This is a genomic window from Thermomicrobium sp. 4228-Ro (assembly GCF_026241205.1).
Taxonomy (GTDB): Bacteria; Chloroflexota; Chloroflexia; order Thermomicrobiales; family Thermomicrobiaceae; genus Thermomicrobium.
Genome location: NZ_JAPFQM010000001.1, coordinates 2019397 through 2046163, shown reverse-complemented (window position 1 = coordinate 2046163; position 26767 = coordinate 2019397). Strand labels below are relative to the sequence as shown.

23 protein-coding genes and 1 tRNA gene are annotated in these 26767 nt (G+C 61.8%); 12 read left to right on the top strand and 12 right to left on the bottom strand.

Annotated features, from left to right (window positions below):
* Positions 1–58 precede the first annotated feature (58 nt).
* The 6 genes from fusA to OO015_RS09515 form a co-directional block, all read right to left on the bottom strand.
* Entirely contained in the window at positions 59–2167 is a 2109-nt protein-coding gene (fusA, locus tag OO015_RS09540; protein WP_323053852.1) for an elongation factor G, read from the bottom strand.
* 34 nt (positions 2168–2201) lie between these two features.
* A complete protein-coding gene (rpsG, locus tag OO015_RS09535) occupies positions 2202–2672 on the bottom strand; it encodes a 30S ribosomal protein S7 (RefSeq protein ID WP_265940995.1) in 471 nt (156 codons plus the stop codon).
* A 135-nt stretch (positions 2673–2807) separates the two neighbouring features.
* Entirely contained in the window at positions 2808–3236 is a 429-nt protein-coding gene (rpsL, locus tag OO015_RS09530; protein ID WP_265940994.1) for a 30S ribosomal protein S12, read from the bottom strand.
* Between the two features lie 183 nt (positions 3237–3419).
* Positions 3420–7778, bottom strand: a complete 4359-nt coding sequence (gene rpoC, locus OO015_RS09525) for a DNA-directed RNA polymerase subunit beta' (protein WP_265940993.1) — start codon at positions 7776–7778, stop codon at positions 3420–3422.
* 19 nt (positions 7779–7797) lie between these two features.
* Positions 7798–11286, bottom strand: a complete 3489-nt coding sequence (locus OO015_RS09520) for a DNA-directed RNA polymerase subunit beta (RefSeq protein WP_265940992.1) — start codon at positions 11284–11286, stop codon at positions 7798–7800.
* A 66-nt stretch (positions 11287–11352) separates the two neighbouring features.
* Complete coding sequence (locus OO015_RS09515) at positions 11353–11481, bottom strand: hypothetical protein (RefSeq protein ID WP_265940991.1); 129 nt, start codon at positions 11479–11481, stop codon at positions 11353–11355.
* A 265-nt stretch (positions 11482–11746) separates the two neighbouring features.
* On the opposite strand from OO015_RS09515, the gene OO015_RS09510 reads away from it, so the two are divergent.
* Positions 11747–11819: transfer RNA gene (locus OO015_RS09510), tRNA-Arg, on the top strand.
* 9 nt (positions 11820–11828) lie between these two features.
* Here the strand turns inward: OO015_RS09510 and OO015_RS09505 are convergent.
* On the bottom strand, positions 11829–12152 hold the full coding sequence (locus OO015_RS09505) for a hypothetical protein (RefSeq protein WP_265940990.1): 324 nt from the start codon (positions 12150–12152) through the stop codon (positions 11829–11831).
* 167 nt (positions 12153–12319) lie between these two features.
* On the opposite strand from OO015_RS09505, the gene OO015_RS09500 reads away from it, so the two are divergent.
* The 10 genes from OO015_RS09500 (at position 12320) to dxr (ending at position 20088) form a co-directional block, all read left to right on the top strand.
* Positions 12320–12871 carry a bactofilin family protein gene (locus OO015_RS09500; RefSeq protein WP_265940989.1) on the top strand — a complete coding sequence of 184 codons (552 nt, stop codon included), beginning with the start codon at positions 12320–12322 and terminating at the stop codon, positions 12869–12871.
* A 47-nt stretch (positions 12872–12918) separates the two neighbouring features.
* On the top strand, positions 12919–13326 hold the full coding sequence (locus OO015_RS09495) for a bactofilin family protein (RefSeq protein ID WP_265940988.1): 408 nt from the start codon (positions 12919–12921) through the stop codon (positions 13324–13326).
* Between the two features lie 76 nt (positions 13327–13402).
* Positions 13403–14308 (top strand): SH3 domain-containing protein, encoded by a 906-nt coding sequence (locus OO015_RS09490; protein WP_265940987.1) that lies wholly within the window; start codon positions 13403–13405, stop codon positions 14306–14308.
* A gap of 166 nt (positions 14309–14474) precedes the next feature.
* Positions 14475–15341, top strand: a complete 867-nt coding sequence (gene rpsB / locus OO015_RS09485) for a 30S ribosomal protein S2 (RefSeq protein WP_265940986.1) — start codon at positions 14475–14477, stop codon at positions 15339–15341.
* A 78-nt stretch (positions 15342–15419) separates the two neighbouring features.
* Positions 15420–15965: a translation elongation factor Ts gene (tsf, locus tag OO015_RS09480; protein WP_265940985.1), complete on the top strand. Its 546-nt coding sequence runs from the start codon at positions 15420–15422 to the stop codon at positions 15963–15965.
* Entirely contained in the window at positions 15965–16720 is a 756-nt protein-coding gene (pyrH, locus tag OO015_RS09475) for a UMP kinase (protein WP_265940984.1), read from the top strand. The genes tsf and pyrH overlap by 1 nt, the downstream gene beginning before the upstream one ends.
* 33 nt (positions 16721–16753) lie before the next feature.
* On the top strand, positions 16754–17311 hold the full coding sequence (gene frr, locus OO015_RS09470; protein ID WP_265940983.1) for a ribosome recycling factor: 558 nt from the start codon (positions 16754–16756) through the stop codon (positions 17309–17311).
* Positions 17292–18083, top strand: a complete 792-nt coding sequence (locus OO015_RS09465) for an isoprenyl transferase (protein WP_265940982.1) — start codon at positions 17292–17294, stop codon at positions 18081–18083. The genes frr and OO015_RS09465 overlap by 20 nt, the downstream gene beginning before the upstream one ends.
* Positions 18084–18103: 20 nt before the next feature.
* On the top strand, positions 18104–18931 hold the full coding sequence (locus OO015_RS09460; protein ID WP_265940981.1) for a phosphatidate cytidylyltransferase: 828 nt from the start codon (positions 18104–18106) through the stop codon (positions 18929–18931).
* Positions 18931–20088 (top strand): 1-deoxy-D-xylulose-5-phosphate reductoisomerase, encoded by a 1158-nt coding sequence (gene dxr, locus OO015_RS09455; RefSeq protein ID WP_265940980.1) that lies wholly within the window; start codon positions 18931–18933, stop codon positions 20086–20088. Before OO015_RS09460 ends, dxr begins: the two co-directional genes overlap by 1 nt.
* Here dxr and OO015_RS09450 read toward each other — a convergent pair.
* Together OO015_RS09450 and OO015_RS14235 are read right to left on the bottom strand one after the other, a co-directional pair.
* Positions 20085–20552 carry a ComF family protein gene (locus tag OO015_RS09450; protein ID WP_265940979.1) on the bottom strand — a complete coding sequence of 156 codons (468 nt, stop codon included), beginning with the start codon at positions 20550–20552 and terminating at the stop codon, positions 20085–20087. The genes dxr and OO015_RS09450 overlap by 4 nt on opposite strands.
* A 256-nt stretch (positions 20553–20808) precedes the next feature.
* On the bottom strand, positions 20809–21219 hold the full coding sequence (locus OO015_RS14235; protein WP_416236575.1) for a DUF192 domain-containing protein: 411 nt from the start codon (positions 21217–21219) through the stop codon (positions 20809–20811).
* Between the two features lie 53 nt (positions 21220–21272).
* Here OO015_RS14235 and OO015_RS09445 point away from each other — a divergent pair, with 53 nt between their 5' ends.
* Positions 21273–23411: a copper resistance protein CopC gene (locus OO015_RS09445; RefSeq protein WP_265940978.1), complete on the top strand. Its 2139-nt coding sequence runs from the start codon at positions 21273–21275 to the stop codon at positions 23409–23411.
* Here OO015_RS09445 and OO015_RS09440 read toward each other — a convergent pair.
* Genes OO015_RS09440 through OO015_RS09430 form a run of 3 tightly spaced genes read right to left on the bottom strand, consistent with a single transcriptional unit; the run spans position 23408 to position 26752 of the window.
* Positions 23408–24328, bottom strand: a complete 921-nt coding sequence (locus OO015_RS09440) for a type II secretion system F family protein (protein WP_265940977.1) — start codon at positions 24326–24328, stop codon at positions 23408–23410. The two genes, OO015_RS09445 and OO015_RS09440, sit on opposite strands and share 4 nt — an antisense overlap.
* A gap of 3 nt (positions 24329–24331) precedes the next feature.
* Positions 24332–25303 (bottom strand): type II secretion system F family protein, encoded by a 972-nt coding sequence (locus OO015_RS09435; protein ID WP_265940976.1) that lies wholly within the window; start codon positions 25301–25303, stop codon positions 24332–24334.
* Positions 25304–25306: 3 nt separating this feature from the next.
* The gene (locus OO015_RS09430) at positions 25307–26752 is read right to left on the bottom strand and encodes a CpaF family protein (RefSeq protein WP_265940975.1); all 1446 of its coding nucleotides are present in this window, start codon (positions 26750–26752) and stop codon (positions 25307–25309) included.
* Positions 26753–26767: the final 15 nt, after the last annotated feature.

Below are 26767 nucleotides of genomic sequence, written 5' to 3'. Positions count from 1 at the left end.
CGCTGAACCCCTTTCTGTCCCGCTTCTCGATCAAACCGGTCCTGCGCGTCCAACGCATTCATCCCGCCTTGCCTGCCTTGGCCACGAGTTCCTGGGCGATGCTCTCCGGCACCGGTGCGTAGTGGTCGAACTCCATGGTGTAGGTCCCGCGCCCCTGCGTCATCGAACGCAGATCGGTCGCGTACCCGAACATCGTTGCAAGAGGCACCATGGCGCGAATGACTTGAGCACCGGCCCGAACTTCCATGCCCTCGATCCGACCTCGGCGGGCATTGAGGTCGCCGATGACGTCACCGGTGAACTCTTCAGGCACGACCACCTCCACCCGCATGATCGGCTCCAGGATCACCGGATTACCGCGTCGCACACCCTCTTTAAGTGCCATCGACGCGGCAATTTTGAAGGCCATCTCCGAGGAGTCGACTTCGTGATAGGACCCGTCGAACAGGATCGCCTTGATGTCGACGACCGGATAACCGAAGACGCCGCCGCTCTGCATCGCCTCGCGGATACCGGCCTCGACCGCCGGGATGTACTCCTTCGGGATCACACCACCGACGATGCGATCTTCGAACACGAAGCCGCTACCGCGCGGCAGTGGCTCGAGATCCAGCCACACATGGCCATACTGGCCTCGACCACCGGTCTGGCGCACGAAGCGTCCCTCGACCCGCACCGGGCGCGTGATGGTCTCCTTGTAGGCGACCTGCTGCCGACCGATATTCGCAGCCACCTTGAACTCGCGCTGCATACGGTCGACGATCACCTCGAGGTGGAGCTCACCCATACCCGAGATGATCGTCTGGCCGCTCTCCGGATCGATGCGTACCTGAAAAGTCGGATCTTCTTCGGCTAGCCGCTGCAAAGCGAGTGAGAGCTTGTCTTGATCCGCCCGGGTCTTCGGCTCGACCGCCACCGAGATGACCGGCTCGGGGAACTGGATCGGCTCGAGCAGGATCGGATTGTCCGGATCGCACAGCGTATCACCGGTGAACGTCTTCTTCAGACCGATGACAGCACAGATATCACCGGCACCGATCCACTCCACCTCTTCCCGGTGATTCGCGTGCATCCGCAGGAGTCGCGAGATCCGCTCGCGCTCGCCCTTCGTGGAGTTGTAAACATAAGAACTACTGTGCAACCGGCCAGAGTACACACGCACATACGTCAACCGACCGACATGCGGATCCGACTGGATCTTGAAAGCCAGTGCAGCGAACGGCGCCTCGTCGTCCGCTTCGCGCGTGAACTCCTCACCAGTGACGGGATGTGTCCCCTTGACGGGCGGAATGTCGAGCGGTGACGGCAGGTAATCGACGATCGCATCGAGCAGGAACTGGACACCCTTGTTCTTCAAGGCTGAACCACAGAGTACCGGCACCAGCTGACCCCGGATGGTCGCAGCACGGAGCGCCCGGCGCAACTCCTCCGGAGCGATCACCTCACCTTCGAGGTAGCGCATCATCAACTCTTCGTCAGTCTCGACGATTTGTTCGATCAACCTGTGCCGCCACTCCTGTGCGACCTCCACGTAATCAGCCGGCACGTCCATATCCTCGATGTGCTGGCCGAGATCGTCGTGATAGATACGAGCGCGGAATTCGATGAGGTCGATGATGCCGCGGAACTCCGCCTCCAGACCGATCGGCCATTGGATCGCCACCGGGTTCGCCCGGAGCCGATCGCGGATCATGTCGATAGCACGTACGAAATTCGCCCCTACTCGGTCGAGCTTGTTGATGAAGCAGATACGAGGCACACGGTACTTGTCTGCCTGCCGCCACACCGTCTCCGACTGCGGCTCGACACCGTGCACCCCGTCGAAGACGACAACACCACCGTCCAGCACCCGGAGCGAACGCTCCACTTCCACCGTAAAGTCAACGTGACCCGGCGTGTCGATGATGTTGATACGGTGATCGCGCCAGAAGCAGGTTGTGGCCGCAGCAGTGATCGTGATGCCACGCTCCCGCTCCTGGATCATCCAATCCATCGTCGCGGTACCTTCGTGCACCTCACCGAGGCGATGGACCTTCCCTGTGTAGAAGAGAATGCGTTCCGTCGTCGTCGTCTTGCCCGCGTCGATATGGGCGATGATCCCGATGTTGCGCGTCCGCTGCAACAAGAGCTTTCGTTGTTCGGTCATCTGTGGTTGCACGGTACTCATAGATCTCGACCCCTGTCGTCCGTTCTCGACTTGGTTACCAGCGGTAGTGCGCGAACGCCCGGTTCGCTTCGGCCATCCGGTGCGTGTCGTCACGCTTCTTGATGGTCGCACCGGTATTGTTGGCAGCGTCGATGATCTCTGCCGCTAACTTGTCGACGAAGTTGTATCCACTGCGATTACGCGCCGACTGAATGAGCCAGCGCATCGCCAGCGAGACACGCCGGTGTGGCTCGACCTGGACGGGAACCTGGTAGGTCGCACCGCCGACTCGTCGTGGCTTGACTTCTAAGAGCGGCGAGGCATTGTGGATCGCTCGCTGGAACACCTCCAGCGGATGCTGCCCAGTGCGTTCAGCAACGATATCGAACGCCCTGTACACGATCCGCTCGGCTAGCGACTTCTTCCCGTTGCGCATCACCTTATTGATGAAGCGCTGGACGAGTTCACTCCCGTATTTCGGATCCGGCGGGATCGTTCGTCGCTCGTACTTCGGTCGCCTCGGCATCTCTCGCCGCCCCCTTCATCGATGTCCTTCTCGGCACGAGACAGACGAAGGCGGCAACCCTGGAGCGAATTCCCAATGCCGCACTTCGTCTGCCAACAACTCGTCAACCTGACGGGCGCCGACTCGTGCGCGAGACTACTCCTTCGGCTTCTTCGTCCCGTACTTGGAGCGCCCTTGACGGCGATTCTCGACACCCTTCGCATCCAGCGCGCCGCGCACGATGTGATAGCGCACGCCAGGCAAGTCCTTCACGCGCCCACCCCGGACGAGCACCACCGAGTGCTCTTGGAGGTTGTGTCCCTCACCCGGGATATAGGCGGTTACTTCGATGCCGTTCGTCAGCCGGACACGGGCGATCTTCCGCAGCGCCGAGTTGGGCTTCTTCGGCGTCATCGTGCGCACCGCGATACAAACTCCGCGCTTCTGCGGATTCCCCTTGGGAACCTGCCGAAGCTTGCCCGCGTTCCGGCCTACTCGACTATAAATGAACTGGAGCGCCGGCGCCTTCGACTTCTTGCGCCGCTGTTGCCGCCCCTTGCGCACCAGCTGATTGATTGTCGGCACCGTCGAGCCTCACTCTCCCACAACCGTCCGCTACGAGCTCGACCAGGACACTGAACAATAACACACCTTCGTGACCCGAACCCGGGTCACGAAGGTGTAGTGTACAGGACTCTGCCCGTAAAGTCAACCAACGTCGGCATCGTCAGGAAGCGACTACCTCTCGGGAGGCCATTCCCTCGTCGCTCATGCCTGCTCGCTGGTGCGCGACGCCTCCGCGTGCTCGCCATCATGCTGCTCCCCGCTCGGCACGTCGCCCCGACCGAGCTCAGCCAGGGGTTCTCCACTCGGGCCGAGGCCCACTGCTGCCAACCCGGCGAGCGTCACCTCATCCAGCGCACTCAGCGCTGCCTCCCGCCGTCGCTTCCGCTCCCAGAAACCTGAACCGGCCGGAATCAGCTTACCGATGATCACATTCTCCTTCAGTCCGCGCAGGTAGTCGACCTTCCCCTGGATCGCTGCCTCCGTCAGCACCCGCGTCGTCTCCTGGAACGACGCCGCTGACAGCCAGCTCTCGGTCGCCAGCGATGCTTTGGTGATACCCAACAACACTTGCTGCGCTGTCGCCGGCACGCCACCCTGCGCGATCACCTCCTCATTGATCCGCATGAGTTGCGCCCGATCCAACATTTCGCCGACCAGCAAATCGGTGTCACCAGGATCGGTGACCGCAACTTTCCGCAGCATCTGGCGGATGATGATCTCGATATGGCGGTCGTTCGTGACCACACCCTGCGACTTGTACACCTTCTGGACTTCGTCCAGGATGTACCGCTGCACCACATCGCGTCCGAGCGTCGAGAGCAGCTCCTCCGGACTGGCGTTCCCATCGGTGAGCGGCTGCCCCGCCTTCACCCGATCGCCGTCGCTCACCAGGAGGTGCGCTGCTGCCGGGAGCGGATACTCCTCCCGACGCTGCTCCTCGCGCCGAACGATCAGTTCATCCCCATCCACGAAGACCTCGCCGTCCATCGTCGCGACGATCGGCTCACCTTCGCCCTCGGCCGGGCGGGCGAGCACCTGACCCGCAACCACCTGGTCGCCCGTTCCGACCAGGACCGCATACCCAGCAGGCACTCGGTAGGCTTCCGTTTCGATCCGATCGTCGTGGACGACGACCTTTCGGCCGAACTCGTCCTCGATAACCTGGACGATACCGTCGATCTTCGCGAGGATCGCTTTGCCTTTCGGCTCCCGTGCTTCGAACAGCTCCTCGACCCGCGGCAGACCGGTCGTGATGTCCTCTCCTGCCACACCACCGGTATGGAACGTCCGCATCGTGAGCTGCGTACCCGGCTCGCCGATACTCTGGGCAGCGATGATCCCGACCGCTTCACCCAGTTCCACGATCTGCCGGGTCGCCAGGTTCCGGCCATAGCAGAGGCGGCACACACCGTAATCAGCCGCACAATACAGCGGAGTCCGGATCATGACCGAAGTGATCCGGTGCGTTGGTTCCGCCCGCTCGAGTGAAGCCAGAACCTGCGCGACGATCGGTTCCGTGATCTCCTCGTTCCGCCGGACGAACACCTCGCCGGTTGCCGGATCGATGAGATCCCGTGCCGCGACTCGCCCGAGAATGCGGTCGGCGTACGTTTCGCGATCCGGCACGTCCTCGAGTCGCACCCACATGCCGTCTTCTGTGCCGCAGTCGTCGATCGTGACGATGACGTCCTGGGCAACGTCGACCAAACGCCGGGTCAGGTATCCCGAGTCAGCCGTGCGCAACGCGGTGTCGGCAAGTCCTTTCCGCGCACCGTGCGTCGAGATGAAGTATTCCAGGACGGAGAGTCCTTCGCGGAAGTTCGAGCGGATCGGAAGCTCGATGATTTGCCCCTTCGGGTCGAGCATCAGGCCGCGCATTCCGGCCATCTGGTTGATCTGGTTGATGTTACCCTTGGCTCCGGACTTGCTCATCATGTACAGGCTGTTCTGCTCGCCCAAGCTCCGCTCGACGACTTGCGCCAGCTCGTCGCGTGCCTCGTTCCAGATCGCCACGATCTCTCGGTACCGCTCGGCATCGGTGATGAGACCGCGGCGGTACTGCCGCTCGACCTCGGCAACCCGTTCGTCAGCGCGGGCGATGATCTCTTTCTTCTCCGGCGGAATGTGCACGTCGGTCACGCCGATCGTGATGCCGCTCTTCGTCGCATAGTAGAAGCCGAGATCCTTGATCCGGTCGGCCAGCCGCGCGGTCTCGTCTGGACCGAGCTTCTGGTAACTTTCAGCGATCAGGCGTCGGAGCGCCTTCCGGTCCATCAGTTCGTTCCAGAAGCCTAGCTCCTTCGGCAGGATCTCATTGAAGAGAACCCGCCCCACTGTCGTTTCGACGAGCTGCGGACCACTGCCGTCGACCTCCATCCGGACTCGAATCGGTGCTTGCAGGTCGACCATCCCGCTCTGATAGGCGAGCACGACCTCATCGCGGCTGGCAAATGTCTTTCCAGCGCCGCGGGCACTCGGGTCCGGCAAGGTCATGACATAGCAGCCGAGCACGATATCGAGCGTCGGTGCGATGACCGGCTCGCCGTCGGACGGGTCGAGCAGGTTCCGCGTCGACAGCATGCGCTCACGCGCCTCGCGCTGTGCTTCCGCCGAAAGCGGCACGTGCACGGCCATCTGGTCGCCGTCGAAGTCGGCGTTGAAGGCTGCACACACGAGCGGGTGCAGCTGGATCGCCGACCCCTCGATCAGCTTGACCTCGAATGCCTGGATACCCAGTCGGTGCAGCGTCGGCGCACGGTTCAAGAGCACGAGATAGTTCTGTGTTACCTCTTCGAGCACGTCCCACACCCGCGGGTCCATACGCTCGACCAGGCGCTTGGCGGCCTTGATGTTGTGGGCGTGCCCATGGACCACGAGTCGCTGCATCACGAACGGCTTGAAGAGTTCGAGCGCCATCCGCTTCGGTAAACCGCATTGGTGGAGCTTGAGATCCGGACCGACCACGATCACCGAACGGCCGGAGTAGTCCACCCGCTTGCCCAACAGGTTCTGGCGGAAGCGCCCCTGCTTCCCCTTGAGCATGTCGGACAAGCTCTTCAGCTTGTGCTTGCTGGTGCCGGAGACCACACGTCCACGCCGGCCGTTGTCGATCAAGGCGTCGACTGCCTCCTGCAGCATCCGCTTTTCGTTGCGGATGATGATGTCCGGCGCACCGAGCTCGATGAGCCGCTTGAGCCGGTTGTTCCGATTGATGACGCGGCGATAGAGATCGTTGAGATCGGATGTCGCGAAACGCCCCCCGTCGAGCTGGACCATCGGTCGCAGATCCGGCGGTATGACGGGCAACACCGTCAGGAGCATCCACTCCGGACGGTTTCCGCTCTTCCGCAGCGCTTCTACCAAGCGCAAACGCTTGGCGATCCGCTTCTGCCGTTGACCACTCGACTGGGCGAGTTCGGCCCGGAGCTGAGCCGAGAGCTGGTCGAGGTCCATTCGCGAGACGACCTCGTATGCTGCTTCGGCACCCATCTTCGCTTCGAACACACCGGGCGCGATCTCCAGGAGATCGCGGTACTGCTGTTCGGTGAGGACCTGAAGCTCGCGGATCTCCTGAACCTGGCGAATCAGTTCGTCGGCTTCCGCACGGAGATCCTGCTTTTGGCGCTCGATCTCTGATTGGAAAGACGCAAGCTGGTCGGTAAGGCGCGCGGCGAGCAACTCCTGCTCAGCCTCCACGAGCGCCTGTTCTCCGCTCACCGTGCTGCGACCGAGGCGTTCGGCCTCGCTGACCGCCTCCTGCTCCACTTCATCCAGCAGGAGGAGATGGCGCTCCGCAATTCGTTCACCCTGTGCGACAATCAGGCGTCCCGCGAACTCGATATCGTTCTCCGCTACTGCCCCCAGCAACTGCTGCAAGCGCTCGCGGACCTCGGCCGCCTGCCGGCGAACCCGCTCGACTTCGGCCATGGCACGCTCGCGCGCCTGGCGCTCGAGCCCGACGCGTCGCTCACGGAGCACCGTCAGCTCGGCCGACTGCGCCTCTTCTAACTCGCGACGCTTCGCCTCGAGCTGGCGATCGAGTTCCTCGAGCTCCGCTTCGAGTTCCTGCCGGATGTGCTCGATGAGCTCCTGGCGCTTCGCCTCGTCCACACGTGTGACCAGATAGGAGGCGAAGTAGAGCACGCGTTCCAGATTCCGTGGCGTGATATCGAGTAAGAGGCCGAGTCGGCTCGGCGTTCCCTTCACGTACCAGATATGGGCAACCGGCGCCGCCAGCTCGATATGCCCCATCCGCTCGCGGCGGACTTTCGAACGCGTGACCTCGACGCCGCATTTGTCGCAGATCGTTCCGGCGTAGCGCTGCCGCTTGTACTTGCCGCAGTAGCACTCGAAATCCTTAGTCGGGCCGAAGATCCGCTCACAGAACAGGCCGCCGTGCTCTGGCTTGAGCGTCCGGTAATTGATCGTTTCTGGCTTGGTTACCTCACCGTACGACCAGCTTCGGATCGCCTCCGGTGAGGCCAGGCCGATCCGGATCGCCTCGAAGTGGTTGACGTCGACGGTTTTCCGCGTGTCCCGCTGTCGTGCGACGGTGCTCATGCGTTCTCACTCCTGCTCGTCACTCTTCCGTGCGTTCGAAGCCGCTCAGATTGATACGATCGAGGTGCGAGAGAATCTCGCGCTCTCGACCGTGGTCCTCGCCGAACTCGATCGGTTCCTCGTCCTCGTTGAGTACCTCGACCGAAAGGCCGAGACTCCGGAGTTCCTTGACGAGCACCTTGAACGACTCCGGAACGCCTGCCTCGACGATCGGCTCGCCTTTGACGATCGCCTCGTACGTCTTGACGCGTCCGACGACGTCATCCGACTTGACAGTGAGCATCTCCTGCAGCGTATGGGCAGCGCCATATGCCTCCAATGCCCACACCTCCATCTCGCCGAAGCGCTGACCACCGAACTGCGCCTTCCCGCCGAGTGGTTGCTGCGTCACGAGCGAGTACGGGCCGGTCGAGCGAGCATGGATCTTGTCCTCGACCAGGTGCACCAGTTTCATCATGTAGATGATGCCGACCGTCACTGGTCGATCGAACTTTTCGCCCGTCCGACCATCGTACAGTTCGACCTTTCCGTCCTCCGGTAGACCAGCTTTGCGGAGCAGTTCGCGGATGTCCTCTTCCTTCGCCCCGTCGAACACCGGGCTCGCCACCTTGATCCCGAGCGTGTGCGCTGCCCAGCCGAGGTGTGTCTCCAGGATCTGCCCCAGATTCATCCGCGACGGAACGCCGATCGGGTTCAGAATGATGTCCACCGGCGTGCCGTCCGGCAGGTACGGCATGTCCTCGATCGGCACGATACGGGAGACGACTCCCTTATTTCCGTGCCGACCCGCCATCTTGTCACCCTCGGAAATCTTCCGCTTCTGCGCGATCAGCACGCGCACCATCTCGTTGACGCCCGCCGGAAGCTCCACACCGTTCTCGTCGTCGCGGCGGAACCGCTTAACGTCGATGACGATGCCATGCACTCCGTGCGGAACGCGCAGACTCGTATCCTTCACGTCGCGCGCTCGCTCACCGAAAATCGCGCGCAGCAAACGCTCCTCAGCCGAGAGTTCGGTTTCGCCACGCGGCGTGACCTTCCCAACCAGGATGTCATTCGGACGGACTTCAGCGCCGATGCGGATGATGCCGTCGGCGTCCAGATTGCGCAAGCTATCCTCGCCGACGTTCGGAATGTCGCGAGTGATCTCTTCCGGCCCGAGCTTGGTGTCGCGCGCCTCGCACTCGTACTTCTCGATATGGATCGACGTGTACACGTCGTCGCGCACGAGGCGCTCGCTGATGAGGATCGCGTCCTCGAAATTGCCGCCCTCCCAGGACATGAACGCCACCAGTACGTTCTGGCCCAGCGCGAGTTCACCGTTCTCGGTGCTCGAGCCGTCGGCGATCACGTCGCCCGCCTCGACACGCTGTCCCTTCTGAACAATCGGGCGCTGGTTGATGCACGTATCCTGGTTGGAGCGCACGAACTTCCGGAGCTCGTAGACGCGCTCGTTCCCGTCGTCTTCCAGCACGACGATGCGGCGGGCTGTGACGGACTTGACGATGCCACCCTTCTGCGCTACAACGACCTGACCCGAATCGCGTGCCGCCTGGTATTCCACACCGGTTCCGACGATCGGCGCGCGAGGACGCAACAGCGGTACGGCTTGCCGTTGCATGTTGGCGCCCATCAGTGCCCGGTTGGCATCGTCGTGCTCGAGGAACGGGATAAGGGCTGCCGACACCGAAACCACCTGCTTCGGCGAGACGTCCATGTAGTCGATCTTCTCCGGCACCTCGATGACAAACTTCCCCGCTCGCCGTGCTTCGACACGCGTCGCGACGAAGCGCATCCCTTCGTCCAGCGGGGTATTCGCCTGAGCGATCGTGTAGTGCTCTTCCTGATCGGCAGTGAGGTACTCCACCTCGTCGCTGACGAACGGCACGACGTCCACGCGCGTCACGCCGGCTGCGAGCAAACGGTCGCGCAATGCCGGGTCGACCGCCGTCCCCCGCAGAGCCAAGACCTCGCCAGTTGCTGGATCGACGACATCAGTCCGGATCACTTGCCCGACCACGAGATCAGCTTGCGTCGGGAGTTCGAGCGTTCGGTACACCCGCCGGTACGGGGTCGTGATGAAACCGTACTCGTTGACTTTCGCGTAGGTGGCGAGCGACGTAATCAGTCCGATGTTCGGTCCTTCCGGTGTCTCGATCGGGCAGATCCGACCGTAGTGCGAGTCATGGACGTCCCGCACCTCGAAACCAGCCCGCTCGCGGTTCAGGCCGCCCGGACCGAGCGCCGACACGCGGCGCTTGTGCGTCAGTTCCGCAAGCGGATTCGTCTGATCCATGAACTGCGACAGCTGGCTCCCGGCAAAGAACTCCTTGATCGCAGCGCGCAGCGGTCGCGTACTGCTGATCAGACTCGCGGGGGTGACCGTTTCGATATCGACGATCGTCATCCGCTCGCGGATGCCGCGCTCGAGCCGTTGCAGTCCGGTGCGCAAGTGCATCTGGATCAGCTCACCGACCGTCCGCACGCGCCGGTTGCCCAGGTGGTCGATATCATCCGGTCGGTCGAGGCCACGATTGACGAGAATCATCGTGCGGACGACCGCAGCGAAGTCTTCCGGCGTGAGAATGCGGACATCCGGCGCCACGGAAAGGCCGAGTCGCTTATTCAGCTTGTAGCGACCGACCTTTCCAAGGTCATACGTGCGCGCATTGAAGAAGAGACGCTCGATCAGGGCCGCTGCATTTTCGCGGGATGGCGGATCGCCCGGACGCAACGTCTTGTAGATCTCCATCTGCGCTTCTTCGCGGCTTTTCGTTCGGTCGCGTTCGATCGTCGCCGCGATGTACCGGTGATCCGGATCGGTGTCGACATCGGCGAACAAGTCATAGAGCTGCTCGTCCGTGCCATAGCCCACTGCCCGGAGCAGGACTGTAACCGGCAGCTTCCGCTTCCGGTCGATCTTCACCGAGAGGACGTCACGGTTCGAGGTCTCGAACTCCAGCCACGCCCCGCGCGAGGGGATGAGCTTGGCCATACAAAGCTGCCGGCCTGTGGCAGGATCGGTCTCGAGCTCGAAGTACGCTCCTGGCGAGCGAACCAGTTGCGAGACGACCACACGCTCGGCACCATTGATGACGAACGTGCCCGTCTCGGTCATCATCGGGAAATCATCGATATAGATATCACTTTCCTTGACCTCGCCCGTATCCCGGATAACGAGCCGGACACGGAAGTACAGCGGGGCTGCATACGTCATGTCCCGCTCCCGACAAATGTCGGGAGAGTAGCGGGGCTTCTCGAACCAGTGCCGCAGGAAGTGCAATTCGAGCTTCCCGTTGTAGTCGATGATCGGTGAGATCTCTTCCAGGAGTTCCCGCATTCCTTCATTCTTGAACCATTCGAACGACTTGAGCTGGAGTTCGATGAGATTGGGCATCTCCAGCACGGTTGGAATACGCGAGAAAGAAATCCGGCCGATACCGAGATTCGACCGCACCTGACGGATTCCGGACGATACCGTCGTGGTCGTCCCTGTCGTCACGGCCATTTCACTCCCCTTCGCTGCCACGGATTGCCGATGTCCTACCGGGATGATGGGGTACACGCAGCGAGATCACGAGACACGGGCGGCAACGAACCGCCCGAGAACGCGCTGCAGTCGCGCGAAAAACCAGAACCCGAGCAGCCGCAAGCCGCTCGGCTGGCCCCATCGATCGCTTCGCTGTGCGTCACGCCGCCGCATGCGCGCGTGCCACCTCTTCGCAAAACGCCAGCGTACCACGCTGCGGGCCCCGTGTCAAGTACATCTCGGATACGACTCCTGAGCGCGAGACGGTGTAACCGAGGGCAGACGCGCACCACCCCAGCACCGCTGGTAGCATCGTATCTCCCTGCGCAGACACGCGGTCGCCCCGAACGGCCGTTCTGACCACACCGCTCCTGCTGGCGAGTCCCCACTCCCCTTGTCCCTACGGGGCCTCACGTGCTATAGTAGGATCCTGGAACGAGCGCCCGTAGCTCAATGGATAGAGCGTTTGCCTCCGGAGCAAAAGGTTGCAGGTTCGAGTCCTGCCGGGCGCACCGTTGTCCTCAGGAACGACTTCGACGGTACTCGGTCGGTTCGGAAATTTCCCATTCCGCTCGCAGCAACTGTTCACGACGGCGCCGTACCCGGAACAGGCGATACCAGAAGAGGAAAGGCCCCGAACCCAGCACCAGCAATCCGAGAAACCAAGCAAGATGACTGAAGATCAGATACCAGGCCGTCGGCCAATCGACTGAAAACACGATGACCAGCAGGACCGTCCACACCTTGAATCCGACGACGATTCCACCGAACCACCATGCGATGCGACGGAGGTTACTGCGCTCTTCCATGGCGTCAGTGTACTCCGCGATGCCGCTCCTCGGCATCGGTCTGACCTCCCGGCATTGATCGGTGCTGACAGTGTCCGTACACCCCTGCTATACTGCCCACGTCATGGGGAAGGCCAGCACGAACCGTTCCCGTCGACTGTGAGTGTACACTGAACGCCGAACCGGCCACCGCACTGTCCGAACCGGGGAACGAAAGGAGTACGATGATGTTCCGACGCGAGTCACGCGATCCCATCGAGCGACCGCTCTCACAGTTTCGGCAGCACCTCGAGCAGGCGTCCCTCGAAGATGAGGAGATCGCCCCCGACGAGGAGTTACCGGCACCAGCGGCACAGGAACCCGTGCTGCCTACTTACCAGCGTCCACCGGCGTATCCGCAAACGGAGGCCGTGCCCCGTGGCTCATCGCTTGCAGCCATGGACCGAGCGCTCAGCGTCGTCGCAGCCAATGCACGATGGGAGGGGACACTCCAGACCGAAGGTTCCCTTATCATCCACGGTCAGGTCAAAGGAGCGATCCGCGCCAGCCACGATGTGACCATCGCCGAAGGTGCCTCGGTCGACGCAGAAATCTCCGCACAGAACGTCGTCGTGCACGGCACGGTTCAGGGCCGAATCGAGGCACGCGGACGACTCGAGATTCACGCGAGTGGGCAGGTGATCGGGGAAGTCCAGGCGCCGACTCTCGTGGTCCATGAGGGAGCACGACTGTCCGGCAAGCTGAAGATGGGCGCAGCCGATGCCAGCGATCGTTAGACGGGAGGTCGTCTATGTTCGAGCCGATGACCGGCCCGGTGTCTCGCATGGTTGAGAGCTTGACGTTGATCGACCGGTACACATCGGTCGATGGCACCTTGTCCTCGAGTCGTGACATTCGCATCGAGGGAGAATTGCGGGGGACGCTCCGCTGTGAGGGATCGGTGCAGATCGCCGAAGGAGCGCGTGTCGATGCGACGGTCGAAGCGGGGGGCATCACGGTGGCCGGGACGCTGCGCGGCACGATCGATTGCCGCGGGAAACTCCACGTTCTGAAGACCGGCCTCGTCGCAGGAACGATTACAACACGACTGCTCGTCATCGAGGAGGGCGGCCGCTGTGAAGGCGAACTTTCGATGACCGTCGATCCGAATCTTCTTCCCACTGCGAGTTCACCGTTGGATTCCCGTTCGACGAGTGGACGTATGGTGGAAACCGAATCGCTCGAGTCGTAAAGGACTGGCGAACGCTGCGTTATACTGAGGCGACGAAGGCGACGTGGACGCCTCCGGGTGGAAAGACGGTACGAGGATGTCGATCGAGCGCAAGTGCGGAACATGCAGGTATTTCGAGCCAGCGCCGCTGTGGCGAAAAGGTTGGTGCCGTCACCCGCTCCTGTATGCACCGCACCAGAGTCATCTCGTCAGTGAGGACGACCTCGATTGCGACCGCGGGATGACCAACTACTGGGAACCTGCCGAGCAACCACCACGCGAACCCACCGAGGAAGCAACGCACGAGTTCCAGGTCGTGCGCGAGTGGGCGACGACAGGGGGGGTCGGGAGAAGTGGCCAGTCGGATGCAGGACGAGAGCGAGGGATAACCATGAGTTTCTTCCGGGACGAGCCTCCGACGAGCCACCAACCCGAGCATGAGGAACCAACAATTCCACCGTACAGTAGTCGTCCGACCGGAGGAACACCTTTCGGCAGCGAACGATCTTTCACGTACCAGACAGATGACCGCTATTGGACGGACTATCTTCGCATCGCTGCCCCCGTACTCGGCGTCATCTTGATGCTCGGCCTGGCCTGGTTTTGGCTCAACCAACTTTTGGGCCGCAACGCTTCAGAGGTCATCCCAACTGCCACCTCACAAGTGATCACCGGGCCCACTCCCACACCGGCTGGAACACCGTCCGGACTGGTCGTCGTCACTCCTCCGTCAGCGTCGACGCCGACCGCGGTCGCATCACCGACAGCGCGCACCACAATCGGACCTGGTGCAACGGTCGTGGTCACGAACACCGACGGCGCAGGAGTCAACCTGCGGGCAGCTCCGAGTACCAACGCCGATATCGTCGCGCAGCTGCCGGAGGGCACCGAACTCACGGTGATCGGCGACTCGGTATCGGCTGACAGCTATGTCTGGTGGCCAGTGAAGTACGGCGACCAGAACGGGTACGTGGTCGCCGATTACTTGGAACTTGCCCGGTAAGCCCACGGAGCTGGCATGGTATACTCGTGGCGCCGGCCCTGGTGCCGGAATCAACACGTGCCTGGACCACGTTCGGTGTGCCGTGCCAGTGCTCGGCGCGGTCGATACGTGGGACGAAGGGTGCGGAAGTCGAACACCGGTTCGCTATAAGTAGGGAGTAGGAGCCGTGTCGGTCACCGAACACGAAACGGAACAGCTTCCTCTCAAGGCTCTTCTCGAGGCTGGGGTGCACTTCGGGCACCAGACGAAGCGTTGGAACCCGAAGATGCGCCCGTACATCTTCGGGGAACGCAACGGAATCCATATCATCGATCTGCGCCAAACCGCTCGTTTGCTTGGTGAAGCAGAAACCTTCGCTCGCGAGATCGCAGCTCGTGGTGGTATCTTCATTTTCGTCGGGACAAAAAAGCAGGCCCAGGAGATCATGCGCACGGAAGCGGAACGCTCTGGGCAGTATTACGTCATCGAGCGGTGGCTCGGCGGTACCCTGACGAATTTCGTGACGATCCGCCAGCGCTTGCGCTACCTCGTGCAGCTCGAGGAGGAAGTCCACAGCGCGAACTTCCCGCTTTTGCCGAAGAAGGAGCAGATGCGAAAGCTCCGCGAACTGCAAAAGCTCCAGCGAACCTTGGGCGGACTTCGCGGACTGACCCGTCTGCCCGACGCACTGTATGTCGTCGATCCGCGCCGTGAGGCAATCGCGGTCGCGGAGGCTCGGCGCTTGGGGATTCCGATCATTGCGATGGTCGATACGAACTGCGATCCGGATGTCGTCGACTACGTGATCCCGGCGAACGACGACGCTATCCGTTCTATTCGCTTGATCACCAGCCGGATCGCGGACGCGATCATCGCTGGTCGAACGCAGTACGAGAGCGTGGAGGGCCTCCGGGAGGAACTCGAAGAACGTGCGGCACCAACCTACGAACTCTTCGACGAGGAGTACGTGGAATTGCAAGAAGATTTCGACGAGGAACTCGAAGAAGAGGAGCAGAGCTCGCTCGAGGCGCGTTTGCCGAAGCACAAGTATTGATGACGGTTTTCCGATCGGCCGGCATCGACAAGCCGGCCACTTTGTGTCCGAAGGACCGCGGTGACGAGGAGGGACAGCGTGACGATCACGACCGAAATGATCAAAGAATTGCGCGAGCGTACTGGTGCTGGCATTATGGACGCGAAACGGGCGCTCGAAGAGGCGGGCGGTGACATGGAGCGTGCCGCCGAGATCCTCCGGCAGCAGGGCTTGGCGCGAGCTGCGCGTAAGGCCGGTCGCGCAACGAGCCAGGGCTTGGTGCACGCCTACATCCATGGTGGCGGGCGCATCGGCGCGCTCATCGAGGTGAACTGCGAAACCGATTTCGTCGCGCGTACCGACGAGTTCAAGCAACTCGTTCACGACCTCGCAATGCAGGTTGCTGCTACTGCACCGCGCTACGTGGCCGTCGAGGACGTACCACCTGAGGTACTCGAGGAAGGGGCACGCCAGGCTGGGTCTGCCGAGAAGTTCATCCAGCAGGTTGTTCTCCTCGAGCAGCCCTTCATCAAGGATGCTTCGCGCACGGTCGAGGAGGTCATCAAGGAGGCGATCGCACGCCTGGGAGAGAATATCCGTGTCCGGCGCTTCGCACGCTTCGAGCTCGGTAGCGACGAGGCATGATGCGAGCGAACGACTCGAGCACCCGCGGACCGTACCGACGCGTGCTCTTGAAGGTCTCCGGCGAGGCGATGATGGGTGACGTCGGTTATGGCATCGATCCGGGCGTGGTGGCTCGCCTCGCCGAGGAGATCGCGCGGGTCGCGGCGAGGGGAATTCAGATCGCGCTCGTTGTCGGCGGTGGGAACATCTGGCGCGGACTGGCCGCGAGTGCACGCGGTATGGATCGAGCTACCGCCGACTACATGGGTATGCTCGCAACCGTCATCAATGCACTTGCCCTCCAGGACGCACTCGAGCGACAAGGGGTGCCGACGCGCGTCCAGACTGCGATCGAAATGCACCAGGTCGCCGAACCATACATCCGCCGGCGCGCGATCCGACATATGGAAAAGGGGCGTATCGTCATTCTGGCCGGCGGAACCGGGAATCCCTACTTCACCACCGATACTGCCGCAGCACTGCGCGCCGTCGAACTCAATTGTGACGTCCTTTTGATGGGCAAGTACCGCGTCGACGGTGTCTATGACGATGATCCTCGTCGCAATCCACGCGCGCGCAAGTATCGAGTCGTGTCTCATCAAGAAGCGCTCGAGAAGAATCTCCGGGTGATGGACCAGTCAGCCCTGGCCTTGTGTCGTGAAAATGACCTCCCAGTCATCGTTTTCGACTTGCTCGTGCCAGGTAATATTGAGAAAGCAGCACTTGGCCACGAAGTCGGCACGCTCGTTTGTTCCGGTACGTCGGCCTACGCGTAATCGAACGGTCGGTCATCGAAGGGAGTTCGGGCGATGATCGACGACATTCTCCGCGATGCTGAACATCGCATGAAGAAGAGCTTGGAACTTCTCAGAAACGAACTGTCCGGCATCCGTGCCGGTCGTGCATCCCCCAGTCTCATCGAGCATCTCGCAGTGAATTACTACGGCACCCCGATGCCGCTCAATCAGCTCGCCAGCATTACCGCCCCGGAATCGCGTCTCCTCGTCATTCAGGTCTGGGACAGTAGCGCCGTCAGCGCAGTCGAGAAGGCGCTTCGCCAATCGGAACTCGGTCTTAATCCCTCTGTCGATGGCCAGACCTTGCGTGTGCTCTTGCCACCGCTGACTGAAGAACGCCGCAAACAGCTCGTGAAAATGGTCCACCAGCACGTCGAGGAGGCCAAGGTTGCCATCCGAAACATCCGCCGCGATGCCCTCGCCGATATCAAGAAACTTCTCAAAGAGAAGCAGATCAGCGAGGACGACGAGCGACGCGCCGAGCAACGGCTCCAGGATCTGACGAACCGGTACATAGCCGAAGCTGACAAACTCGGAAAGCAGAAGGAGCATGACATCCTCGAAGTCTGATCGCCATCCCCAAGACACTCGCGACTCGCCATGCGGTCCTGTCCCCACGCATGTCGCGATCATCATGGATGGGAACGGTCGCTGGGCGACCCGGCGAGGGTTGCCTCGCTTGGCTGGGCACCGGGCTGGTACCGAGAACATCCGACCGATTACGTTCAAGGCCGCTGAACTCGGCATTCGCTATCTCACGTTATGGGCATTCTCGACGGAGAACTGGCGCCGTCCGAGAGAAGAAGTCGAGGGATTGATGCAGATCCTCAGCGAGGTCATCGAGCGCGAAACGGACGAGTTGCACCGCCACGGCGCCCAACTCCGTCATATCGGTAGTCTCGACGGTCTCTCACCCGAGCTTCAAAAGCAGATACAAAACGCCATCGAGCGAACGAAGAACAACGATCGGATCATCTTGACGATCGCCTTCAACTACGGTGGCCGCGCCGAAATCGTCCGAGCTATCCGACGTATCATCGAAGATGGCATTCCACCCGAAGCGGTCGACGAAGCGACCGTCGAGCGGTACCTCTTCACGGCCGGCATGCCGGATCCTGACCTGATCATCCGCACGTCCGGCGAACTGCGGACGAGTAACTTCCTCATCTGGCAGGCAGCCTACGCTGAGTACTACTTCACCCCTACTCTCTGGCCAGACTTTACCCCCGAGGAATTCGAGGCAGCGATCAGAGACTATCAACGGCGAGAGCGCCGTTTCGGGGGCCTCTGGGATACGCAACGATCGAACCAGGCCTCGGAACCGTGCGCCAGCGCACCATAAGTGCAACGATCGTCCTATTGATGACTGTCGTGCCGCTCGCACTGGGGCCATATCCTTGGCTCATGCTGCTTCTTTCGGTTCTTCTCCTCGGTGCACGTGAACTAGCCGCCGGTTTGGGTCACCTGGTCGAGAGGCCGCTCTCGGTACCGAGTATCGTCCTCGCCGGGAGCGTGCCAATTCTTTTGGCAGCGTCGCCCCTTCCGGAGACACTCTTTCCGGCAGCAGTGAGCCTCTCGATCTTCCTCCCGTTCGCCTGGCATACGTGGGGAACCGAATTCCGACACGGGATGCAGGCAGGCACGCTGGCAGCTTTCGCGGCGACTTACCTCGGCATCCCTCTGGCAGCGAGTCAAGTACTCCGCGCGATGGAGGGGCGGCCGAGCGCACTGTGGATCACGACCATCGCTGACCTCACCGGCTCCTCGACGACTGCCCTCGGTCTCGCATGGCTGGCCTGGGCCCTCGCAGTCACCTGGTTCACGGATATCGCTGCGTACCTGGTCGGCCGGCGATTCGGCCGACGGAAGCTCGCGCCTCGAGTCAGTCCGGGCAAGACTTGGGAGGGCGCCGTCGCCGGGTGCGTGACCGGTCTCGTTATCGGTCTGGCAACTGGAATGCTCTTCGGTCTCCCACTGTCACCGTGGGCGAGTGCGGCATTCGGCGTCATCATCGCTCTTCTTGCCGAACTCGGCGATCTCGCTGAGTCATACATGAAGCGCGCAGCTGGAATCAAGGATTTCGGTACCCTCCTGCCGGGACATGGCGGCGTGGTCGATCGTATCGACGCACTCTTGGTGACCATTCCTGCCACCTTGCTTCTTGCTACACTCCTCACCGGAGGGAACTGATGCGACTCCGGCTCAGCATCTTGGGATCGACCGGGTCGATCGGGCGGCAAACGCTCGAGGTTGTCGACGCGCACGCAGACCGCTTCGAGGTTGTGGCGCTCGCTGCTCGGCGTGAGAGCGCACTCCTGGCGAGCCAAGTCGCTCGCTATCGCCCACGTCTGGTCGTTGTCGCCGAACCGACCGAGCAGCGGGCTGTGTCCGCACCAACCGTGATGAGTGGACCGGAAGGTCTGGTCGCCGCCGCGACCCTGACCGAGGCGGACATCGTCGTCATCGCCCTGGCTGGTCAAGCTGGCGTGCGTCCGACCTTGGCCGCCGCCGCCGCGGGGAAATGCATCGCGCTCGCCAACAAAGAGAGTGTGGTTTGCGCTGGCGAACTCCTCATGCGTACAGCCAGTGAGCATGGAGCCACGATCCGACCGATCGACAGCGAGCACAGTGCGCTCTGGCAGCTCTTGCATATTCCCCACCGCCGGGAGGAACTCGACCGAGTCATCATCACTGCCTCCGGTGGACCCTTCCGCACAACACCCCTCGAGCGGTTGGAGGCTGTGACTCCCGCGGAAGCGCTAGCCCATCCGACATGGCGGATGGGACCGAAGATTACAATCGACTCCGCGACCTTGATGAACAAGGGGCTCGAGATAATCGAGGCGCACTGGCTTTTCGACCTTCCCTTCGAGCTCATCGATGTCGTTATCCACCCGCAAAGCATTCTCCATGCCATCGTTAGCTTTCGTGACGGCTCCACACTCGCCCACGCCGCTTACCCAGATATGCGCGTGCCGATCCAATACGCGCTTCTCTATCCGGAACGACCACCAGGATTGGTTCTGCCGCTGGATCTCGCTACCATCAGCAAACTGGAATTCTTCGCTCCGGATCCGGCACGCTTCCCGGCACTCGAGCTGGCCCGCGAGGTCGGTCGGGCGGGAAGCACCTATCCCACCGTGCTCAGTGCCAGTGACGAGGTAGCAGTTCAGGCCTTTCTCGAAGGACGCATCCGTTTCACCGATATCGTGCCACTGGTTCGCCGGGTCGTGGAGCAGCACCGCCCCCTCGGTGCCCCTCTCACGCTTGACGCCATCCTGGAGGCGGACCAGTGGGCTCGTTGTGTCACGGAGGAGGAAATCGCGCGCTTGGCCGTACACCGCTAATCGAATCGCGCCCTCGCCAGCGCGAGCACGACGACCGACTGTGCGCCTGCCGATTCCAGTGCCTCAGCCGCCGCACTGATCGTTGCGCCCGTCGTCACGACGTCGTCGACCAGGAGAACGGTACCCTGCAGCGGTGAACCGATCCAGCGAAACGCATTGCTCACGTTCCGGATACGGTCGGCTTGTGTCAGCCCAACTTGCGAGAGCGTCGACTTCACGCGCACCAGCTCTTCTCGCATGGGCAGAGCGAGCGTCCGTGCGATAGCCCGCGCGATGAGCGCACTCTGATTGAAGCCGCGCTCCTGCAACCGTGTTCTGTGCAAGGGAACCGGCACGACACAGCTGAACGCTCCCTGCCAGTGCGCGAGCAGCTCGGGAGCAACCGCAGCCACGTCGGCAGCCAGCACCTCACCACGCCGCCGCTCGCCCCGATACTTCACGCGATGGAGGGCTGAGCGAACCACTCCATCGTACACATAGGCCGCCCGGACAGCCTCGATGACACTAGGCCACGCGGAACACTCCCGACAGCGATCCGCGGACGAACCCGGTAAGTCACATCGCGCGCACCGCGATCCCATCAGTCGCGCCTGATTAATGGACAGAGCGCACCGCGCACACCACCAGGCTCCTGGCCAACCGCAGCCGCCGCAGGTCGGCGTGAACAGGAGGCGTTCGAGCTGCTGGTTCAACCAGTGCAGCAATCGAAGAGTCCTGGTCTCACGGCGAAACGGCATCATCTCGTTCGCACGACCCTTCGTTCGGCACCAGTCGCAAGAGTTGTCCTCGCGTGAGGCGGCATCGTGCGATGGTCCCAGCTGGCAACTCGATCACGTACCGAGCCCCCGGGCAGATCGGCCCGACCCGCCACGGCGAAACCGACTCAGCTAGACAGCGAATACGCCAGTAACTGTCGAGAAAGACAACATCGATCGAAAAGCGCATGCCGAGAGTATGAATCGACGAGCACGGCACCAGGACGAGAGCCTCTCCTGGGCGCAAAGCGGACCGCCCTAGTAAGCCCCGCAGCCGGCGCCACCAGGTGCTGGCGATTTCGACGCGATCCGCGACGACTGCACCAGAGGATACCTCGAGTAAGACGTGTTCATCCGCTCCTCCTGGTGTCCGCACCTCCCAGGCACTCCGGTTGTTACCATTACTCGTTCGGGGAGATGGATTGGACGATGTCACACCGTACCCGATCCTTCCGTGGGCGACACTACCTCTTCGTACTCCTACTCGTATCGATCGGCATCCTCACCCTTCCCCGCCAGGTTTCAGCTCATGCTGAACTCTTCAGCGCCGATCCACCACCCGATGCCCTTCTCCAGCAGTTCCCGACAATCCTGTCGCTGTCATTTTCGGAACCCGTCGATGTCATCGGGAACGGCATCGTCGTTCTGGCGCCGAGCGGCCGTCCCGTCCAGCTCGATGGAACGATACATTTCGACGAGCAGCGAACGACGATTCTCATTCCACTCGAAAATTCGGACGAAGAGGGTACGTACACGGTTCGCTACTCCGTCATCGGTGTCGACGGCCACCTCGTCAGCGGGCACTATTCGTTTTCGGTCGGGTCATCGACGCAATCTCCGGGAGTTCCCCGAGTCGAACCCTCCATCGTCTTGCAGAGTGGTGCCCGACTGCTTCACCTACTGGGCCTCGCGCTGGTGCTCGGGAGTGTTTTCCTGGCTCTCGCCGGCGGCAATCGTGTCATGCCCTCCGTCCAACGTCCACTGCGTCGGGCTACGCGCACTGGCGCGATACTGGTCAGTGTCGCCGCGGTCGCTCAGCTGAGTGCGCTGCTCTCCCTGGCAGGCAGTGACCATCTCCTCCGCACGATCGGAGCGCTCGCGCTTTCCCGTCCAGCTTCGCTGTGGCTCCTCAATCTGTTCGTCGGACTGGTCGTGTTCGGAATGGCGACGTTGCCGGTGCCGTGGCGAGTTCGCGGAGCCGGTTCCATCCTCAGCGCAGGAGCGCTCGTCGCGCTCCGTGTTCTCGATGGACACGCCGTTACTGCCCCGCTCTCCGCCTTGAGCGTCACGATCGCAGCCGTCCACACGGCTACCGGTGCTGCGCTGCTCGGGAGTTTCGTGCTGTTGCCCGTGGCCCTGCGGGAGGCATTGCACGGTTCCGAGCGTTCCCTCGGCAGGGCTGAAGAACACTTGCGCCGCTGGTTTATCGCGCTCTTCGCCGTGAGCGAACCGCTCCTCCTCTCCGGCGCCTACAGCTTGTGGGTCAACGTGCCCTCGCCCGTCGCACTGGGATCCAGCTGGTATGGCCGGCTGCTGCTCGTCAAACTCGGCCTACTCTTCCTTCTGGGCATTCCGGTATTGCTCGGCATACGCTCCTGGTTCCGTCGCCGCGATCTCCCTTGGTCGCTCCTCCGACTCGGTGGTTTTCCAGCCACGATCACGCTCATCGTGGCTGGTGCCCTGACTCTGCTGACTCCCGCCCGCACAGCAGTGCAACGTGCTCCCGAAAAACCTGGTCTCGTCCTGGCACAGAATGCAGGCCCGTATCTAGTCGAGTTCGCGATTCACCCGGCCAGCGTTGGAATCAACGAGATCACGGTTGCAGCTTCAGCTCCCAACGGCACCGAGGTCGATGATGCCGAAGTGACCGTGGCAGTGCAAACCGCGGAAGGACCACGCCTGGTTCGGCTCGAGCGAGAGTCCACGACGTACCACGGCACCCTCACGCTCGCTGCCCAGACCTGGGAGTTCGCCGTATACGTCAGGAGAGCAGGCGAAGAGTCGCCTCCTGCCCTGTTCACGATACCTATTCCGATCCCGGACGGGTTAACTCTCCTGCGCGCCGTCGATGCAGCGATGAACGAGTTGCGCACTGTCGAGGAACGCACGCATCTCACGAGCGGTGGCCCAGTCGTGGAGACGATCGTTCGCTACCAAGCCCCCGATCGTGCCGCCTACACGAATACGATACCTGGGCGACCATCGACCGAGACGATCATCATCGACCGGACCCGCTACGACCGCACTTCAGGGCAACCCTGGTCCGAACAACCGTGGCCTGGCAGTCAACCGTTCCGCTGGCCAACGTACCGCTATGCAGAGACCGCTGAGGATGTCCGCATCCTCGGTATCCAGGCGATCGACGGTATCAGCTGTTACCACATCACGTTTCGCGATCGAGCGAGCGGCTTTTACTACCAACTGTGGGTCGGTATCAACGATCTCCGCATTCGTCGATACGTCATGATGGGTCCGGGCCACTACATGACTGGTGAGTTCGCCCGCTTCGACGATCCCACGATCACCATCGCACCGCCCAGTCTGTCCGGCGCAGCCTCGCTTCCCTAGCGAAATGCTTCGATGATCCGTGGAACAGCCGGTCCGAGAATCACGACGAACAGAGCAGGGAAGATCAAGAAGACCATCGGGAAAATCATCTTGATCGGCGCTTTCTGGGCCAGCTCTTGCGCGCGCTGCCGACGCCGCAACCGCATCTGGTTGGCTTGTGCACGCAGCACCTGGCTCACGCTGACACCGAGTTGATCGGCTTGGACGAGCGAAGCGATGAACACGTTCAGCTCGTCGACGTTGACCCGACGCGCCAGATCCCGTAACGCTTGGCGTCGCGGTAGGCCCATGCGCATTTCGGACAGGGTTTGTGCGAATTCTTTCGTGAGTTCGTTGTCCCATTTTTCGACGACACGTAACAACGCCTGGTCGAAGCCCAATCCGGCCTCCACACTGATCACCAGCAGATCGATCGCATCCGGCAACGCCCGTTGTATCGCCCGCTTGCGCTGCGCGATTCGACGGCTCAACCAGGTACGTGGCAAAACCCAGCCGAGCGCTCCCATGACGAATGGCAAACCGACCCGATAGAGCGCTGGGCCACTGCCTGAGACAAACGGGAATGCTCCCAGCACGCCGAGCCCGAGTGTCAGTACGACCTGGATCCCGATGAAGGTTCCTGGCCGCATCGAACCGGCCAGACCGGCCTCGACGAGTCGCTGCTGAATTCGCTCTAAAGAAGCACCAGGAGTGAATCGAACCACGAGCCGCGCGAGACGCTCGAAGAACGGGTAGAGGACGCGCTGGCGAAACGGGAGCTGCAGTTCGAGATCGTCGAGTGACGGCGGGCGATGTCCGAAGCGAGCGAGTCGCTCCTCGAGCACCATTGCGCGCCGCTGAGCACGCAGCCCGAGAAGGAACAGCAACGCACTCCCGATCGCGAGGATGAAGCTGGCCCAAACGACCATCATTGCCATCCCCTACACCTCGATGGCGACGATCCGGCGCATGACGAAGAAGCCGATGACCATCGAGATAACCGCACCGATCGGCATACAAATCCACGGCCAGGTGAACAAGCTTCCGAGGTAGTCCGGATTCAGCAAGAAGATGACGATCGCTAACCCCACCGGTAGGAGCGATATCACGTAACCGGAAAGACTTTGTTGCGCAGTCAATACGCGAATCTCACCCTTGATGCGCACGCGTTCGCGGATCGTTTCACCGATGACGTCGAGGATCTGCGCGAGGTTTCCCCCCACTTCGTGGTTGATCGCGATCGCAGTCACGAGCAGATCCAGGTCATCGCTCGGAACCCGTCGAAGCATGTGCTCGAGCGCCTCTTGCAGCGGCACTCCCAGTCCGACTTCTCGCACGACCCGCCGGAACTCGTCCGCGATCGGGGGAGAGGACTCGCGAGCGACCAGATCCATCGTTTGCAGGAGGCTATAGCCGGCGCGCAACGAGTTGGCCATCAGGCCGATCGTATCGCCCAGCTGATTGATGAACTGCTGCAAGCGACGACGGGCGCGCCACAGCACGTAGTAGTGCGGCAACAGCCAGCCAGCGATCGCGAACAGCAGGCCGACGAAGAGTCCCAGTACTGGCCGCGTCAAGCCGCGCCCGGCCACGAAACCGAGTGCAAAACCGACGATCAGCGTTCCGAATCGCAACAGCAAGAATTCACCGACTGTCAAGCGGAGATCTGCGCGGGACAGATTCGTTCGCATCGCCTCAGCGAAGGGACGTCCGCGTACTGCTCGATCGACTCGCCGCGCTACGAGGTTCGTCCCGGCGGCGGTCTCGGGTTCCAAGCGCTCCTCGCCGGCATACTGCTCGAGGCGTCGTTCGACCGCTGCATCGCCCGTCCGAGTACGCAAGCCTGCCAGCAGGAGGATTGCTGCCGCTCCAGCGAGGAACAACGCCATGAGGACGAGCGGCTCCTGCAGCACGCCTTACCTCCCGAGCGCACGGGTGTACGTCACACCGAAGATCTGAGGCGGCAAATAGATGTTCGCCACCTCGAACTTTTCGACGAACTTCGGCCGGACACCCGTCGGCTTGATACGGCCGAGCACCTTGCCATTCTCGTAGCCGGTTTGCTCGAAAACGAAAACGTCTTGCAGAACGATGACGTCACCTTCCATCCCCTGAACTTCGGTGATCGCAACGATCTTTCGTGATCCGTCCTTGAGACGAGCCATATGCACGATCAAGTCGAGCGCGGAGGCGATCTGTTCACGGATCGCCCGAACCGGCAAGTCCATGCCGGCCATGAGGACCATTGTCTCGAGTCGATGCAACGTATCACGCGGGCTATTGGAGTGTACCGTCGTCATCGAACCGTCGTGACCGGTATTCATCGCCTGGAGCATGTCGAGCGCTTCACCGCCGCGGCACTCACCGACGACGATGCGATCTGGTCGCATCCGCAAGGCATTGATCACCAGATCGCGGATCGTAACTTCGCCCTTTCCTTCGATGTTCGCCGGACGCGATTCGAGTGTCACGACGTGCTCTTGCCGCAACTGAAGCTCAGCAGCATTTTCGATCGTCACGATCCGCTCATCGCCGGGAATGAACGACGACAGGACGTTGAGGAGCGTCGTCTTCCCGGAGCCCGTGCCGCCAGAAACGACGATGTTCAAGCGCGCCTGCACACACGCCTCGAGGAATTGTGCGATTTCCGGTGTCATCGTCCCGAAGCGAATGAGGTCGTCAACGGTCAGCGGGTCACGACTGAACTTTCGGATGGTCAAGCAGGGGCCGACGAGCGAGATCGGTGGGATGACTGCATTGATACGCGAGCCATCCGGAAGGCGCGCGTCCACCATCGGCGAACTTTCGTCGATCCGACGACCGAGCGGTGAGACGATCCGGTCGATGATCCGCATCACATGCTCGTCGTCATCGAACTGAATCGTCGTCTTCTCCAGCTTACCGTTCCGCTCGACCCAAACCTGCTTCGGCCCGTTCACCATGATCTCCGTAACGGTGTCATCCTTCAGGAGCGGTTCGATCGGGCCGTAACCCAGAATCTCCGCGACGATAGCCTCGAACAGACGATGCCGCTCCACGCGACTGAGGACGATCCCTTCGGACTCGAGTACTGAGAGGAAGGTTTCCTCCAGTGTCCTCCGGACCCTCTCAGCATCACTCAAGTCCATCCGGGGATCGAGTTCTGCGATGACGCGGTTCTGGACACGACTCTTCAACTGATGGAACGCATCATCCGGAGTGGGCGTTGCTGAAGCGCGGAGTGCCGGTCGCTTGAGCGTCTGCGAGAGCTGCGGCGTCCCGAGCCCAGTGTTCTCGCCCTTGTTGTCCGCTGGCGACGAAGCCAGATCGTTCGCGAGCGGACCGGTCTCGTTCGTTGAACCCAGTCGGCGGAGAAGCGACATGCTTCACCCCCTCCG